Annotated in this window: 13 protein-coding genes; 6 read left to right on the top strand and 7 right to left on the bottom strand. The window is 63.0% G+C overall.

What is annotated here, in order from left to right:
- Window positions 1-18: 18 nt before the first annotated feature.
- The 3 genes from ACOJB8_RS14310 to dbpA form a co-directional block, all read right to left on the bottom strand.
- A complete protein-coding gene (locus ACOJB8_RS14310; protein ID WP_475013014.1) occupies window positions 19-729 on the bottom strand; it encodes a DUF3348 domain-containing protein in 711 nt (236 codons plus the stop codon).
- Between the two features lie 164 nt (window positions 730-893).
- Window positions 894-1,544, bottom strand: a complete 651-nt coding sequence (locus ACOJB8_RS14305; protein ID WP_475013012.1) for a DsbA family oxidoreductase — start codon at window positions 1,542-1,544, stop codon at window positions 894-896.
- A 95-nt stretch (window positions 1,545-1,639) separates the two neighbouring features.
- A complete protein-coding gene (gene dbpA / locus ACOJB8_RS14300) occupies window positions 1,640-3,046 on the bottom strand; it encodes an ATP-dependent RNA helicase DbpA (RefSeq protein WP_069266004.1) in 1,407 nt (468 codons plus the stop codon).
- A gap of 595 nt (window positions 3,047-3,641) precedes the next feature.
- Here dbpA and ACOJB8_RS14295 point away from each other — a divergent pair.
- Entirely contained in the window at window positions 3,642-4,796 is a 1,155-nt protein-coding gene (locus ACOJB8_RS14295; RefSeq protein ID WP_069266003.1) for a porin, read from the top strand.
- A gap of 194 nt (window positions 4,797-4,990) precedes the next feature.
- On the opposite strand, the gene ACOJB8_RS14290 is transcribed toward ACOJB8_RS14295, so the two are convergent.
- The 3 genes from ACOJB8_RS14290 to ACOJB8_RS14280 form a co-directional block, all read right to left on the bottom strand.
- Window positions 4,991-6,268, bottom strand: coding sequence for an MFS transporter (locus tag ACOJB8_RS14290; RefSeq protein ID WP_475013010.1), 1,278 nt, complete (start codon window positions 6,266-6,268; stop codon window positions 4,991-4,993).
- A gap of 61 nt (window positions 6,269-6,329) precedes the next feature.
- Entirely contained in the window at window positions 6,330-7,139 is an 810-nt protein-coding gene (locus ACOJB8_RS14285; RefSeq protein ID WP_069269396.1) for a siderophore-interacting protein, read from the bottom strand.
- Between the two features lie 46 nt (window positions 7,140-7,185).
- Window positions 7,186-7,920, bottom strand: a complete 735-nt coding sequence (locus ACOJB8_RS14280; protein ID WP_475013007.1) for a PadR family transcriptional regulator — start codon at window positions 7,918-7,920, stop codon at window positions 7,186-7,188.
- Window positions 7,921-8,055: 135 nt separating this feature from the next.
- Between ACOJB8_RS14280 and ACOJB8_RS14275 the strand changes: the two genes are divergently transcribed.
- Complete coding sequence (locus tag ACOJB8_RS14275) at window positions 8,056-8,613, top strand: M14 family metallopeptidase (RefSeq protein WP_475013005.1); 558 nt, start codon at window positions 8,056-8,058, stop codon at window positions 8,611-8,613.
- 87 nt (window positions 8,614-8,700) lie between these two features.
- Here ACOJB8_RS14275 and ACOJB8_RS14270 read toward each other — a convergent pair whose 3' ends face one another.
- Window positions 8,701-9,660 carry an AraC family transcriptional regulator gene (locus tag ACOJB8_RS14270; protein ID WP_368617804.1) on the bottom strand — a complete coding sequence of 320 codons (960 nt, stop codon included), beginning with the start codon at window positions 9,658-9,660 and terminating at the stop codon, window positions 8,701-8,703.
- A gap of 486 nt (window positions 9,661-10,146) precedes the next feature.
- Here ACOJB8_RS14270 and ACOJB8_RS14265 point away from each other — a divergent pair, with 486 nt between their 5' ends.
- From ACOJB8_RS14265 to ACOJB8_RS14250, 4 genes are all read left to right on the top strand, one after another.
- Window positions 10,147-11,112, top strand: a complete 966-nt coding sequence (locus ACOJB8_RS14265) for an SDR family oxidoreductase (RefSeq protein ID WP_368729220.1) — start codon at window positions 10,147-10,149, stop codon at window positions 11,110-11,112.
- 108 nt (window positions 11,113-11,220) lie between these two features.
- The gene (locus ACOJB8_RS14260) at window positions 11,221-13,023 is read left to right on the top strand and encodes a CocE/NonD family hydrolase (protein WP_368729221.1); all 1,803 of its coding nucleotides are present in this window, start codon (window positions 11,221-11,223) and stop codon (window positions 13,021-13,023) included.
- A gap of 9 nt (window positions 13,024-13,032) precedes the next feature.
- On the top strand, window positions 13,033-13,578 hold the full coding sequence (locus ACOJB8_RS14255; RefSeq protein ID WP_368617807.1) for a methyltransferase: 546 nt from the start codon (window positions 13,033-13,035) through the stop codon (window positions 13,576-13,578).
- A gap of 567 nt (window positions 13,579-14,145) precedes the next feature.
- Complete coding sequence (locus tag ACOJB8_RS14250) at window positions 14,146-14,826, top strand: response regulator transcription factor (protein WP_342950154.1); 681 nt, start codon at window positions 14,146-14,148, stop codon at window positions 14,824-14,826.
- Window positions 14,827-14,921: the final 95 nt, after the last annotated feature.

Here is a 14,921-nt window from a genome sequence, read left to right as displayed (position 1 = left end):
CGGGACATAGCGTTTGGGTTAGCTGGTGCGAAGGGCGGCAAGCAGCCCCTCCACCGGTTGAAACCGAATCTCAAGTTCGGCGAGCAACACGCTCTGCATATCTTTGCGAAAGCCGGCGAGCCAGGCGTGAGGCGCGCCGCTTTCTCCGGCGGATTCCAACGCGGCCGCTGCGCGCTGCCGCTCGAAATGCGCGCCGAGCAGCCCGGGCACGCCGGCGAGAAGGCTGCGCTCGCGCGCGCCGAGTGCCTGCTCCATCACGGCGTCCACCGTTGCGAGGCGCGCGAGCGCAGGCGCACGGGCGGCCAGCGTGGCGCGCAGACGGGCGCGCAGCGTGGCGATGTCAGTCTCCATCGCCTGCTGCAGGGCGAGGTAGCGCTGGCGGAAATCCGCGAAATCGGCTTCCACATCGGCAGGCTGGCTGGCGGCCTGCGTGCGTCGTCCGTCGCGCCGCGCAGGCGCGCCTTCGCCCACGATGGCCCTTCTCAGCGTCGCGCGCACGCGCTCGCTCTGGCTTTGTTCGGCAGTGGCGCCCACACGCGTGGCTGGCTCGCCGCCCGGCGTCTGGACGCTCAGCGCCGTCGAAAGCGCGATCGCGTCCGTCCAGCCGAGCCACTGGCTCAGTTGGTCCGAGATCGATTGCCGGGATTCGGGCACTTCGGCGTCGCCGAAGCGGGCAAGTAAGCGAACGAGCGTCGGGCCGCTCAACGCGAGGCGCTGCGGGGCTAGCACTTTTCCACCTGGGCAAAAAACCCGCTAGTTTACACGCCCGCGAGGGGGCGGCCGGCATCGGCCGTCTGCCGGGCGTCTGAATGTGATGGCGCAGCGGGCCGTGAAAGCGCGGCGCCCGCGGGCGCGAGGCCGCGCCACACGGGGGCTTCAGGCGCCTGAGCGGTTCAGGCCTTGGCGCTCTCGGCCAGGATCTGCTGGATCGCCTGCTCGAAGGTTTCGACGGGCTGGCCGCCGCTGACCAGATACTGCTGGTTGAAGACGATCGCCGGCACGGACTGGACACCGGCCGCCTGGTATTCGTGCTCTTCTGCATGCACCTCGTCGGCATACTGGCCGCTTTCCAGGACTGCACGCGCTTGATCCGCGTCGAGCCCCACGGACTGCGCCGCCGCGACGAGCACCGCGTGGTCGCTCGTGTCCTTGCCCTCGCCGTGATACGCGCGCAGCAGCGCGAGCTTGAGCGGCAGCTGCTTGCCTTCGATGCCGGCCCAGTGCAGCAGACGATGCGCATCGAAGGTGTTGTAGATGCGCTCGCGCGGCCCGAACGTGAAGCCGACGCTCGCGCCGCGCTCGCGGATCATGTCCTGCGTCTCGGCGATCTGCTCGGGCGTTCGGCCGTACTTCTTGCCGAGATACTCGAGCACGGATTCGCCGCCCGGGCCCATCTGCGGATTGAGTTCGAAGGGGTGCACGACGATCTGTGCATCGACGGTGTCGCGCAGCCGTTCGAGCGCGAGGTTCAGCGAAGAGAGGCCGATTGCGCACCACGGGCACGCGATGTCGGAGACGAAATCGATTCTGAGCGGTTGTTTCATGGCTTTCCTGATCCGGTTGAACGCCGGGCAACTGAGGCGCGGTGCAGCGGGGGTGCGCAAGCAGCGTGCGCACCCGGCGCGGATGATTCGTCAGTTCATTCGTCCATCATACGGGCTTTGACCTTCTTGCCCTTGACCTTGCCCGCGTTGAGCTTGCGCAGCGCGTCGCGCGCGATGCTGCGCTCCACGGCCACGTAGGTCGAAAAGTCTGTCACGTTGATCTTGCCGATCTGCGAGCCGCTGAAGCCGGCTTCGCCGGTGAGCGCGCCCAGCACGTCGCCGGGACGGATCTTTTCCTTGCGGCCGCCGAGGATCTGCAGCGTTTCCATCGGCGGCAACAGCGGCTCGTTGCTGGCGGGCTTCAGTTCTGCGAGCGGGCTCCACTCGACTTCGCGCTTGAGCGCCTGCTCGATGCCGCCCACGCGGCCCATCTCGTCCATGCTCGCGAGGCTGAGCGCCCAGCCGTCCTGGTCGGCGCGGCCCGTGCGGCCGATACGGTGCACGTACACCTCCGGGTCGGGCGTGACGTCCACGTTGATCACGGCTTCGAGTTGAGCAATGTCGAGGCCGCGCGCGGCCACGTCGGTCGCCACGAGCACCGAGCAGCTGCGATTGGCGAACTGGATCAGCACCTGGTCGCGCTCGCGCTGGTCGAGCTCGCCATGCAGCGCGAGCGCGTGAAAGCCCTGCGCGCGCAGCACGTCGAGCAGGTCGCGGCATTGCTGCTTGGTGTTGCAGAACGCGAGCGTGCTCACGGGGCGGTAGTGGTTGAGCAGCATGCCCACGGCGTGCAGACGCTCGTCTTCCGTGACTTCATAGAAGCGCTGGCGGATCTTGCTGTCGTCGTGATGCTCTTCGAGCTTGACTTCCTTCGGATTCCGAAGGAATTGCTGGCTCAGCTTCGTAATGCCTTCGGGGTAGGTCGCCGAGAAGAGCAGCGTCTGGCGCTCCTTGGGGCATTGGCGCGCCACGGTGGCGATGTCGTCGAAAAAGCCCATGTCGAGCATGCGGTCGGCTTCGTCGAGCACGAGCGTATTGAGCGCGCCGAGCGCGAGGTTGCCGCGCTCCAGATGATCCATGATGCGGCCCGGCGTGCCCACGACGATATGGGCGCCGTGTTCGAGGCTCGCCGCCTGCGGGCGCATGGGCGTGCCGCCGCACAGCGTCAGCACCTTGATGTTCTCTTCCGCGCGTGCGAGACGGCGGATTTCCTGCGTGACCTGGTCGGCCAGTTCGCGCGTGGGGCAGAGGATCATGGCCTGCACATCCTGACGGCGCGGGTCGAGGCGCGAGAGCAGCGCGAGCGAGAACGCCGCCGTTTTGCCGCTGCCGGTCTTGGCCTGGGCGATCAGGTCGTGGCCTGCGAAGGCGATGGGCAGGCTCGCGGCCTGGATCGGCGTCATGTCGACGTAGCCGAGGCGCGTGAGGTTCTCGAGCGTGGCGGGTGCGAGCGGCAACTCGCTGAAGGGCTGGGCTTGCGTAGGAGTGGCTTTGTTTGTCATGACGGGGTCTCGCGCCGGACGGGTGAGGGCGACGCGGCCGTTCGGTAGAAGTGGCGTCGATGCGGGTGGTGCGCGCGCGGTGCGCACGCGTTTCGGGATTTTAACGGATGCGCGCGCTCGCGCCCGCGCGCGTGCCGCGCGAGGGGCGCCCGCGAGCGCCTCAAAGGACGCCGAAAATCATCGGTTTGATAATCGCGATTTCGCGCAATAATAATCGCTGTATATAGCAATAATGCACGCGCGCGATAAGACTATGATCGTGCTCATAAAGTTTCATCGGCCGCGAAGATTTTAATCTCGCGAAATCGCCTGGAATTAATCCACTTTTCACAATAATCGAATCTCCGCGCTGAAGCGGGCGTCGCGTCCTTGCCACACGGCCTATTCCGGCCGATCTGCGCATTACTCCGTATTTCCCATTCGCCACAATGACTTACGGATTATTATTCCGATATTTCCAGATTTAGCAAATAACTGTTACAGCGTTTGCCAAGACGATTTAAAGCCTTTGACACGTAGACTTCGCCCGGGATTGCCGGTGTGGCTCCAATACCCGGAGCCGCGTCAGCGCGGTCTGAATGTCATAAGGAAAGTCATGAAGAATACTTTGATTATCGCGGGCGTCCTCGGCGCATTCGCAGCCTCCGCTCACGCACAAAGCAGCGTTACTCTCTACGGCGCACTGGATGCGGGTATCGTCTACGCGAACAATGCCGGCGGCCACGCCGCATGGAACCAGGGTAGCGGCACCGTCGGCGACACGTACTTCGGCCTGAAGGGCAGCGAAGACCTGGGCGGCGGTCTGCATGCGATCTTCACGTTGGAAAACGGCTTCAACCTGAACAACGGCAAGGACACCGAGAGCGGCACGATGTTCAACCGCCAGGCGTTCGTCGGTTTGCAGAGCGACCGCTTCGGTACGCTGACGCTCGGCCGCCAGTATGACTCGATGGTCGACTACCTGGCACCGCTCTCGGCAACCGGCAGCGGCTACGGCAACAACCTCGCGGCTCACCCGTTCGACAACGACAACCTCGACCACTCGTTCTCGATCAAGAACTCGGTCAAGTACCAGAGTGTCAACTACCAGGGCTTCAAGTTCGGCGGCCTGTATGGCTTCAGCAACGACGCCGGCCAGTTCGCGAACAACCGCGCATGGAGCGCAGGCGCATCGTACGGCAACGGCCCGCTGAACTTCTCGGCTGCCTACCTGCAGATCAACAACACGCGCACCGGTAACACGAACGGCGCGAGCTCGGCATCGAACGGCAACAACTTCAACCTGTCGGCTCAAACGCAACGCACGTTCGGCGCAGGCGCGAACTACAACTACGGCCCGGCAACGGTTGGCTTCGTGTGGACGCACACGCAGTACCAGAACCTGATCGCCGGCGGTCAGGGCGGCACGACGTTCTCGATCCCCACGGGCACGAACCTGCACCTCGACAACTTCGAGTTGAACGGCGCCTATGCACTCACGCCGGCTCTCGCCCTGAACGCGTCGTACACGTTCACGGACGGCAAGGTCACGGGTTCGAACGGTTCGGGCGATCCGAAGTGGCACACCGTTTCGCTGACGGCTGACTACTCGCTGTCGAAGCGCACCGACGTCTACGCCGGCGCCGTGTATCAGCACGCTTCGGGCGAACTCGGCGACGCTGGCGCGAACGTTGCGATGATCAACACGCTGTCGCCGTCGACCTCGCAGAACCAGGTCGCCGCAACGGTGGGTCTGCGTCACCGCTTCTAAGCATCGTTGGCTCGCTCCCTCGCGGAGTGACGCAGCGCGGGCACCCGATCGGCCGGTCGGGTCCCGCGCTGCACGCGGGCAAGCTACCCAAGGCCCGCGGTTTCATCCGCTTTCTACCTGAAGCACGACCGGTTCGCGGTGCGTGACGCGCTCATGAGGCGCGCCACGGCTGCGAACCGGTTTTCTTTTGTGGCTCAGAATTTCGCAGCCGCAGCCGCAGCCGCCGGTGCTGCGCTCACAGTTGCGGCGACGTCATTCGACACGTCTTCCGACGCCCCACGCACCCGCGAAACCCACAACACCGCCACGCACGTGAGCGCTGCGGCGATCCAGCCGTTCTGCCCGAAGCCGATGATCGCGCCGTGCGCGCCATTCGTGAGCCACTGGCCGCCCAGCCACGCGCCGATGCCGGTGCCGAGCGCCTGCACCGCGCTGTTGGCGCTCAGGAAGGCGCCGCGCCGCGCGGGCTCGGGAATCGTCGTGAGCAATGCCTGCATCGGCACCATGCGGCCCGACATCGAGATCATGAACAGGGCGAAGAACGCCACGAGTGCGAGGAAAGGCAGCGTGGGCAGATGCGTGACGAACAGCACCGGCACGAGCGAAACGAGCGCCATCACGCGGAACACGCGGCGCTTGCCGTAGCGGTCCGCGAGACGGCCCACCGCGCGCGAGGTCACGAACGTCGCCGCGCCGCCCGCCATATAGAGCCACGAAAGCTGCTGCGGCGCGATGCCGTGATTGCCGACGAGCATCGGCGCGATGAACGGGATCACGAGCATATGGCCGGCCATCATCGTGAAGGTCAGTGCAAAGGCCTTCAGGTGACGCGGCAGCGTGAGCAGTCGCCAGAGGTTCGGCAGCACTTGCGCGAGCGGCGTGCGCTGGCCGAGGTGCTCGGTGAGCGAGGGCACGACGCGCGAGCCCGCGAGCCAGATCGCAACCGAGAGCACGACGAGCAGCATGAACGGCGCGCTCCAGCCGTAATGCGCGCCGAGCAGCACGCCGGCCGGCACGCCCGCGATCGCGGCGATGGAGAATGCCGTCATGATGATGCCCGTGGCCGCGCCGCGCCGCGCGGCGGGAATCACGTCGCTCACGATCGCCATCACGATCGAGCCGAGCACGCCGCCGGTGAGACCCGCGAACGCACGCGCGGCGAGCAGCAGATGAAAGTTCGTGGCGAGCGCGCAGGCGAGATTGGAAAACGCGAAAAGCGCGTAAGTCGCTTGCAGCAGGCGGCGGCGATCGAAGCGGTCGATATACGTCGCAGCAAGGAGTCCTGATAGACCCGAACAGAGCGAATACGCGGAAACGGCCGTCGCGAACGCCGCGGGCGTGATCGCGAACGCGCGCATGATCTGCGGTCCGAGCGGCATCATCACCATGAAATCCATGATGACGGTGAACTGCGTGAGCGCCAGCAGCCAGAGCAGGGTGCGTTCGCGCAGCGATGTGAGAGAAGTGGTCATGTATTGGCTTCGAGCCTGAACGTAAAAAGGCGCGGCAGTATTGCCGCGCCAGCGAGATCGATCAGTCGTCGATCGTTTCGTGGGCCCCCTGCGCGCCGCGGCGCCAGTAGGCGCAAGCGCGAATGCGCTTCTTGTCGACGCCGCGTTCGTTGCACAGATGCGCGCGCACTGCGCGGATCGCCGAGGCTTCGCCGGCAGCCCAGACGTAGCCCTCGCCCGGCGGCAGCCACACTTCGGACACGCCGTCCACGAGCGGGTGCTCCGACTCGCTTTCGTCGCGATAGCACCACGTGGCGTAAAGATCGGCTTCGGTGGGCAGCTCGATGCGGGCCGCGCGATTCGCCACTTCGACGACCACCGCTACACGCGCGCCGGCCGGCAGCTCCGTGAGGCGCCGCTGAATGGCGGGCAGCGCCGTTTCGTCGCCGATCAGCAGATGCCAGTCGAAGCCCGTGGGAATCACCATGGAGCCGCGCGGGCCGCCCACGCCGAGATACTGGCCGGCCTGCGCCTGTGCCGCCCATGCCGTTGCCGGGCCGGCTTCGTGCAGCGCGAATTCCAGATCGAGCTCGTTGGTTTGCGTATCGAAGCGGCGCGGCGTGTAATCGCGCGCGGCAGGGCGCTCGACGCCTTCGGGGAACACGATGCCGTCAGGGCCAAAAGTTGGCAGTACTGGCTTTTCCTCACCGGCGGCGGGAAAGAATACCTTGATGTGATCGTCGAACGACGCCGAGACGAAGTCGCTCAGATCACCCGTGAGCGTCACGCGGACGAGCGAGGGCGAGAGCGCCGTGACGCGCGCCACGCGCAACAGTCGGAACTTCAGCGGGTGACGCACACGGACGACTTCGAGTTGGGACGGGTTCTGCATGTATGGCTCCGATGATGTTGGGGTGGCGCGGCGTGGAAGCGGGTTGTCAAATGTCGCTGTTGTCGCTGCCGGTTTCGATTTCCTGGGTGGCGCGCGCAAGAATCGCTGCGATGCGGCGCTGTTCCTCCGGCGCGGCGTCGGTGCGACGCAGCAGCGCGCGCTTGAGCGCGCGGCGCGCCTCGATCAACTCGCGCACCCAGGCGCTGCCTTCGGCCGGATCTTCGCCGGCCATGGCGCGGCGCATGACTTCCATCTTGCGGCCGAAGTGCGTGAGCTTCGCGAGGATCAGGTCCGCGCGTTCGCGGTTGGCCTCGAGGTACGTGCGGCCTTCGGGCGAAAGCTCGTAGCGCTTGCGGTTGCCTTCGAGCGTCACGCTTACATAGCCCAGTTCCTCGAGGTACGTGAGGGCTGGATAGACCATGCCGGGGCTCGGGCTGTAGAAGCCGTTCGAACGTGCGTCGAGCGCCTTGATGAGTTCGTAGCCGTGGCTCGGGCGCTCGGCGAGCAGCACGAGCAGCATGAGTTGCAGGTCTTCGGACGTGAACTTGCGGCCACGACCAAAACCGTCGCCGTCGCCGAAACCGCCGAAGCCGCGGCCGAAACCGTCGCCGAAGCGGTCGCCAAAGTCGCCGGGGCCTTCGCCGCCGCGATGGCGGCCCATTGCGTGGCGCAGCGCGTGAAGCGCCTGCATGGCTGGGTGGCGGCCGCCGAAGAAGTCGCGCGGATCGCGCGCGGGATGGCCGTGACGGCCAGTCTGACCAAAGTGCGAATGGTGGCGCATAGGGCCTCCTTGTCTGGAGAGTGTCTTAAAACATGTCTTAAGATATATATCGTAAGAGTGTTTGTCAAACAGAATATTTGGCTATCGGCTCTTGCGGATTGCCGCAGTGGCTGGCTCGCCATCCGGCGTGGCAGCGTGACGTTCGTTCCCGTTGCCAACCCGAAGGCATTTCGACAGCGGACACGGGAAGGTGAGCGCGACCTGAATCGCGATCTACGCGAGAAGAGCGCTCCTGTGGACTATGAGGACCACATCGGCAACCAGTTGTGCTCGCTGATGCGGGAGCATGACATCCTGCTCGACCTCCACTCGTTTCGCAGCAAGGGCGAGCCGTTTATCTTTCTTGGGCCACAGAACAACGATGGCATGTTGGAACCGTTCCACCATGCGGAGGCAGAGGGTTCGTTCGCGGCAGTTTTGGGGCCGTCAATCGTCACTCACGGCTGGCTGGAGATTTACGCGCGCTTTCTCGAGGTGCGTGCACGTCACGGATATCCGCGCGGCCCTGTCTCAGAGGGCCGTGGAACGACCGAGTACATGCGCGCAGTTGGATGGTTCGGCGTGACGGTCGAGTGCGGAACGCACGACGATCCGAAATCGATAGACATTGCCTATGCTGCGATTGTCAATGCTCTCTCCCCTGGGTATGGGTACATTGCCTGCCCATTTCGACACCTCCCGATAAAAGGTTAGGTGTCCGTTTTCACGGGTAAATCTCGGACTACCGCTCCACGTGGTCCGCAGCAGATTTCGCTTGGCTTCAGTCAATAGCGGCGGAACTCATAAAACCCGCGTTCCTGTCTCGTTCTGTTTCGCCGATACGTTGCCTGTGCTTGCCCTGCGCCCATATTGGCGAGGCGAGCAATTCATGACCCGCTTGAACGCTGTGCTGAATGAATTCTCTGATTCATACCCCAGCGCCCGCGCAATTTCGGCAACGGAGTCACGGGAATGCCTCAGCTTGTCCGCGGCGAGCGTCATTCGCCAGCGCGTCAGATAGTCCATCGGCGAGAGCCCTACGAGTTCCTTGAACTTGAGCGCGAAAGCGGTGCGTGACATGGCCGCTTGGCCGGCCAGGGTCTGCAGGGTCCATTTGGTGCCCGGTGCCTCGTGCATTGCATTGATCACCGCGCGCATGCGCTTGTCGGCGAGAGCGAAAAGCCAGCCGACTCCATCGCTCCGCGCGTTGGAAAGCTGCAGCCGCAACGCCTGCACCAGCACCATTGTGGCCAACTGCTGAGCAATAATGCCTCCCCCCGGTTGCCGCTCGCGCAATTCCTGCCTCATGCGCTCAACACACCATCGCAACGTGGAGAGGCCCGGCTCGTCCCGGACATGGATGATAAGCGGGAGCATGTTCAACAGGAGATCTGCCTGGCCATCGGCCAGCGTGAAATAGCCACCAATGCTCAGAAACTCGCCGCCCTCGTTGTAGGTCACGATACGACCGTCCTGCACGTCCGGTAGGAGCGTGCGGAAATCGATTGCTTCTACAGCCATGTCGCTTGCGATTCGAAAGGGCCTCCCTCGCGCAAGTATGAAGCACTCCCCCGCAATGACTTTCACGGGCTCAGGTTCGCCATCTACAAGGACCCAGCACTGGCCCGAAAGAACAGCGTGAAACTTGATGCCGTCGTGTGGACCGAATCGCACGGCCCAATCTCCGCTCGCATCGAAGCCGCCGGACACATAGCTGCGCAGCTTCAGCAACGACAGTACATCCGATAACGGGTCCGTCATAGACAAATTCTGAACGATTGAATGCTAATTCGGTACTTTAGAACATAGATCGTCCGGGTTCAATGCCGTAGCCTGTCCTGGAAACGAAAGAGGAGGTTTGCGATGCGAGTATTTGTTACTGAGGCGACCGGTTGGGTTGGCTCCGCCGTCGTCCGGGAACTGATTCAATGTGGGCATCAGGTCATCGGTTTGGTTCGCTCAGCAGGGGGCGTCGAGAAGCTCGCCGCCGTCGGTGCACGGTCGCTCGTCGGTGCCGTAGCCTGGGCTTACCGCTGGTTTCACCCTCTGCGGAGGAGGCCGCCGCGCATTTCGGATGGTTTGCACCATTCGTGGCAATTGACGCGCCTGCTACAAGTGATTGCACGCGGGCGCTTTTGGGCTGGACGCCTGAGCAAGCTGGCCTCCTCGCCAATCTGACGCAATCCGATTATTTCGGCATCGGATCGGCCGCGTCCTCCCACTGAATTTACACCGAAGGAGCCCGGAATGCGGGTTTTTATCACTGGAGCCACAGGCTTCATAGGCTCTGCTACCGTTCGCAGTCTTGTCGCCGCCGGCCACGACGTTACCGGACTTGTACGCTCGGCGAAGGCCGCCGCTTCGCTGGAAGCCTTGGGGGCTCGAGCTTGCCGCGGGACGATCGAGGACCTCCACGTCCTGCGCCAGGCTGCGGCAACTGCGGATGGCGTCATTCACACCGCCTTCTTTCACGCGCTATCGCAAGCCAGCCTCGGTATTCGTGCGCGCATCGTGTTCGGCGGTCGCCCAACGAATATCGTCGAGCGATTCACGACTGCGGCCGTGGGAGCAGAGCGGCGCGCCATCGAAACATTCGGTGACGCACTGGAAGCAAGAAAAGGCTCGCTAGTCATCGCGTTTCCGACGATGGCGATGGCACAGGGGCGTCGGGCACTTGAAACTGACTCCGCCGATGCCGGTGCGGTGGGCGGGCGCAGGGCGCAATCCGAAAAAGCGGCATTGGATCTCGTCCGGACCGGCGTGAGCGCCACGGTCGTTCGGTTGCCGCCGTCGGTGCATGACGAGACCAGGCTCGGGCTCGTCACGCGGTTGATCGAAATCGCACGGAAGAAGCGGATTTCCGCCTATCCAGGGGATGGAGGCAACAGATGGGCTGCCGTGCACCGGCTCGACGCCTCGCTGCTATTCCGGCTCGCGCTCGAAAGCGGCGAGGCGGGAGCCCGCTATCACGCTGTGGCCGAGGAGGGCATCCCGTTCCGTAACATCGCCGAGGTAATTGGGCGCCATCTTGACATCCAGGTCATGCCTTTGCCAACTGAAGATGCTGCGAAGCATTTTGGTTGGCTGGCGCCCTTCGTCAGCGCAGATAACCCGGTTTCCAGTCAGGCCACACGGGAGCGACTGGGCTGGGAGCCGCGCCATCCGCAGTTGATGACAGACCTTATGGCTTCCTTGCGCGACGTACGTCGTTAACGTCTCTCGTGCTCCGGACACAGCATAGAGGCACCAACCCTTGATTGCCGTGTAGGTGCAAACGACGGGCCGCCGAAACGGGCTCCACAACAACCAGGAGTAGTTCCGATGCGTTTGACCAGAGTGGCGCCGCTAGCCGCGGCTCTTTTCATCGCGTTCGCGCAGTCGGCACAGGCTGAGCGTGTCGACAGCGGCGTGCCGGGGATGCTCTTCGAGCATGACGTCCCTGTGGCCATGAACGATGGCGCAAAGCTGAGCATCAACATCTATCGACCGGACAAGCCCGGTCGTTATCCGGTGCTGATGCTGATGGGCCCTTATGGCAAAGACACCAGCATGGCCGATGCGCCCGCGTACAAGACGTCGTGGACCAAGCTCATCGCGAAGTATCCGGACCTGTGCAAAAAGTCGTCTTGCCGATATATCCGGTTCGAGGCTCCCGATCCGGAGCGCTGGATTCCGAATGGCTATGTCGTTATCCACGCCGACGTGCGGGGCGCCGGCGCATCGCCAGGTGTTCTCGATCCTTTTTCGCCGCGCGAAACGCGAGACTACGCAACGCTGATTACCTGGGCCGCGCATCAGCCATGGAGCACAGGCAAGGTCGGTCTGCTCGGTACATCGTACCAGGCAATCAACCAGTATCAGGTCGCCGCTCTAAAGCCCGAAGGCCTCGCCGCGATCCTTCCCTGGGAAGGCGCCTTCGATCAATATCGCGAGATCGCTTACTACGGCGGCATCCTCAACGTGGCGTGGGAGTTCTGGTGGGAACATCAGGTCGTGCCTAACCAGAACGGTAATGCCGGGACACCGCTGGTCGATTCCATCAGGGGAGGCAAGGACACCGGCTTACCGCTTTCGCAGGAGCGTCTGAAGGACAACCGCATCGATCCCGTCGGAGCCTTCGCCAGACATCCGTTCGACGACGCCTGGTATCACGAGCGCACACCGGACGGGCGCCGCATCACGGTGCCGTTGCTCGACGTCGCCAACTGGACCGACTGGAGCACTCGAGGTTATCTTGCGGCGGACAGCAACCAGAAGTGGCTGCGCATCCAGACCGGCGACCACTTGACGCCCTTCTATTCGGACGAGGCGCTGGCGCTGCAAAAGCGCTTCTTCGATCATTTCCTGAAAGGCATCGACAACGGCTGGGACCAGGAGCCGCGTGTCGCCGTGCAGGTCAGGCGCCCAGACGGCACGACATGGCGAAACGAGACGGCGTGGCCATTGCCTGATACGAACTGGGAGCCCTACTACCTGGACGCAGCGAGCCGGACGATGGATCCGGCGCTCGAAGCCGCGGCGCCAGCTGCGAAATCCTGGCCGGCGTTAGGTGAAGGGCTGACATTTACGACCGCGCCATTTACGAACGAAACGGAGTTCACTGGTCCAATCGCTTTGCGGCTGTGGGTCAGTTCCTCAACGGCAGATATGGACATTTTTGCGGCAGTTCGGCTCCTCGATCCCGACGGCCGTGATGTCACTTTCATGGGAAACAGCGATCCGAACGTACCGCTCGATCTTGGCTATCTGCGGGTCTCGCACCGTGCTGTAGACTTGGCGAAATCCACTGCCTGGCAGCCGGTTCATCCGCACCTTGCTGCCGCGCCGATGACTCCTGGCCAATTGTATCCGGTCGACGTGGAGTTCACGGAGCCGACGAGCATCGTAATTCCCAAGGGGTACCGCGTGGCCCTGACGATCCAGGGGAAGGACTTCGGCTATGGGCCCGGTGCGTCCACCGTGCACGCGAAAGACTACGATCTTCCGGACTACAGCCATTCCGGGCTGTTCTTCGCCGCTCATCCCAATCGCGATCCCGCACTATACGGTGGAACGGACACTGTCGTGACAGGTAGCAAACATGCATCGTACCTGTTGTTGCCTCACATCCCGCCTCGCAGCTGAGTCAATATCGTGGCGGCCTCATTCATTCCATATTTTGCCGTTTTCCTGACCCTGCTCGTCGGTGCATCCCTTTTGATTTCCACCGCGTTGACAGGCGTGCCGACGCTTTCATCAAGAAGATCGGAAGTGGACGACATTGTCGCATTGCTCAAGCATGCGCGGCTGCCAAAGCACGCGTTGATCGTCGATCTTGGAAGCGGGTGGGGCGCGCCCGTCATTGCGTTGGCGCGAGCATTCCCCGAGGCGTCCGTTCAGGGCGTGGAGATATCGTTATTCCCTTATCTCGTATCGCGCCTGAGAACACACCACTTGCCTAACGTGTCGCTGAAATGGGGGAATTTCTTTCATAGCGATCTCGACAAGTCCGATGCAATCGTCTGTTATCTAATGCCGAGCGTTATGGCGAAGCTGGGCGATTTTCTCGACAAGGCTCTCAAGCCAGGAACCTTCATCGTTTCCAACACATTTCTCTTCCGGCAGCGCCGGGTGTCGGCCGTTCGCCGGAGCGGATTACGCGGGACCGTCGCCCTCTACATTTGGCCTGGTCGTCATTGAACGGTCAAAGACGGCGACGTCAGCGCTCGGGTCTGAGATGCACGTTCAAGGCCACGGGGATACTGAAAAACACAGGCATCTTCTTCTTACTGCGCGACTTCAACTTGTCAGTCACGGATCGACACGTCATTCATCCAGGCGACACAGCAACTGAGCCGCCACGATAACGCGTCGTTGGCAACCATTTTCGAACCGGTAAGGAACCGGTAAGTCGTGTTGCTGTAGAGTCACTCCCGCCTTGGACACTGACGTTCCGTGAGCGAAACCTTTGCCTGTTCGACAAATGTTCCTCTTTGGCTGCACTCTCTCCCGGGCGGCGGGGGAAGCAGAAGTGGCCACTAGCCACGCCGATACGGAAAATCTGCTGTTGCTGCCCTAAGGCGACCAGTGCGAATCACGGGGCCTGTGTCATTGAACGCTCGCTTCAACGCCTGGTCAATGCAACAACAGCCCAGATTTTCTGGGCGCCGCTGCATCGTCAGTTGGCAGCGTCATCTCCGCGAGTAGTAAGTGATTCACCCCGGAAACCAGATTCGGCCGAACAATCAGTTCAAGTGAGTTCATTTCATGTCGCGAGTTGCAATCGTTGAAGACTCCGAACGTCTTGCCGATATGGTGCGACAGGCCCTTGCCGGCGTGGGAATCGAGGTCGACCAGTTTCGCAACATCTCCGAGGCGACCTTTGGCCTGCGCAAGGCCGACTACTCGGTGATGATTCTCGATCGAGGCCTACCGGACGGCGACGGACTGTCCTTCCTGAGTGCACTGCGTGCTGCAGGTCAGATGACGCCATGCCTGATACTGACCGCGCGCGATGCCTTGCACGATCGGGTGGACGGTCTTGAGAGTGGCGCGGACGACTACGTGACCAAACCATTCGCTATGAGCGAGCTGGTTGCGCGGGTGCGTACCCTCATGCGCCGGCCAGTGGTGCTGAGAGCGCTTGACGCGTCATTCGCGGACGTTACAGTGGATCCGCGGCAACGCGAGATGTCCTGCGGTGATCTGTCGGTCACGCTCGCGCCCGCCGAACTGCAGATCATGCTTTGTCTGATCGACGCTGCCGGGCGAACGGTTCGGCACTCGGCACTGGAGCATGCCGCATGGGGCCTGGGCGATGCCGTAACACCAAATGCGCTGGAAGTGACCGTGCACCGGTTGCGCAAGAAGCTTGCCTCGATCAATGCAAGGACACGGCTGGTGAATCATCGCGGTGCGGGATTTGCCCTCGAGAAACTCTCCGGGTGACGCCGGTCGCTGGCTGTCATTGACGCTTTGGTGCGGACTGGAAACATCGACGATGTCAGCTTCGCGCTGGTCGCGGCCTCACGAGAACCGGTGCG

The sequence above is a fragment of the Paraburkholderia sp. BR10141 genome (assembly GCF_056155635.1).
Note: the sequence above shows the minus strand (reverse complement) of the source record. Positions and strands in the feature narration are given on the sequence as shown.

What these genes read in the sequence shown, in the direction of transcription:
- ACOJB8_RS14305 (WP_475013012.1), bottom strand. Translation starts at nt 1,544, where the DNA reads ATGAAACAACCGCTCAGAATCGATTTCGTCTCCGACATCGCGTGCCCG.
- dbpA (WP_069266004.1), bottom strand. Translation starts at nt 3,046, where the DNA reads ATGACAAACAAAGCCACTCCTACGCAAGCCCAGCCCTTCAGCGAGTTG.
- ACOJB8_RS14295 (WP_069266003.1), top strand. Translation starts at nt 3,642, where the DNA reads ATGAAGAATACTTTGATTATCGCGGGCGTCCTCGGCGCATTCGCAGCC.
- ACOJB8_RS14290 (WP_475013010.1), bottom strand. Translation starts at nt 6,268, where the DNA reads ATGACCACTTCTCTCACATCGCTGCGCGAACGCACCCTGCTCTGGCTG.
- ACOJB8_RS14285 (WP_069269396.1), bottom strand. Translation starts at nt 7,139, where the DNA reads ATGCAGAACCCGTCCCAACTCGAAGTCGTCCGTGTGCGTCACCCGCTG.
- ACOJB8_RS14280 (WP_475013007.1), bottom strand. Translation starts at nt 7,920, where the DNA reads ATGCGCCACCATTCGCACTTTGGTCAGACTGGCCGTCACGGCCATCCC.
- ACOJB8_RS14270 (WP_368617804.1), bottom strand. Translation starts at nt 9,660, where the DNA reads ATGACGGACCCGTTATCGGATGTACTGTCGTTGCTGAAGCTGCGCAGC.
- ACOJB8_RS14265 (WP_368729220.1), top strand. Translation starts at nt 10,147, where the DNA reads ATGCGGGTTTTTATCACTGGAGCCACAGGCTTCATAGGCTCTGCTACC.
- ACOJB8_RS14260 (WP_368729221.1), top strand. Translation starts at nt 11,221, where the DNA reads ATGCGTTTGACCAGAGTGGCGCCGCTAGCCGCGGCTCTTTTCATCGCG.
- ACOJB8_RS14250 (WP_342950154.1), top strand. Translation starts at nt 14,146, where the DNA reads ATGTCGCGAGTTGCAATCGTTGAAGACTCCGAACGTCTTGCCGATATG.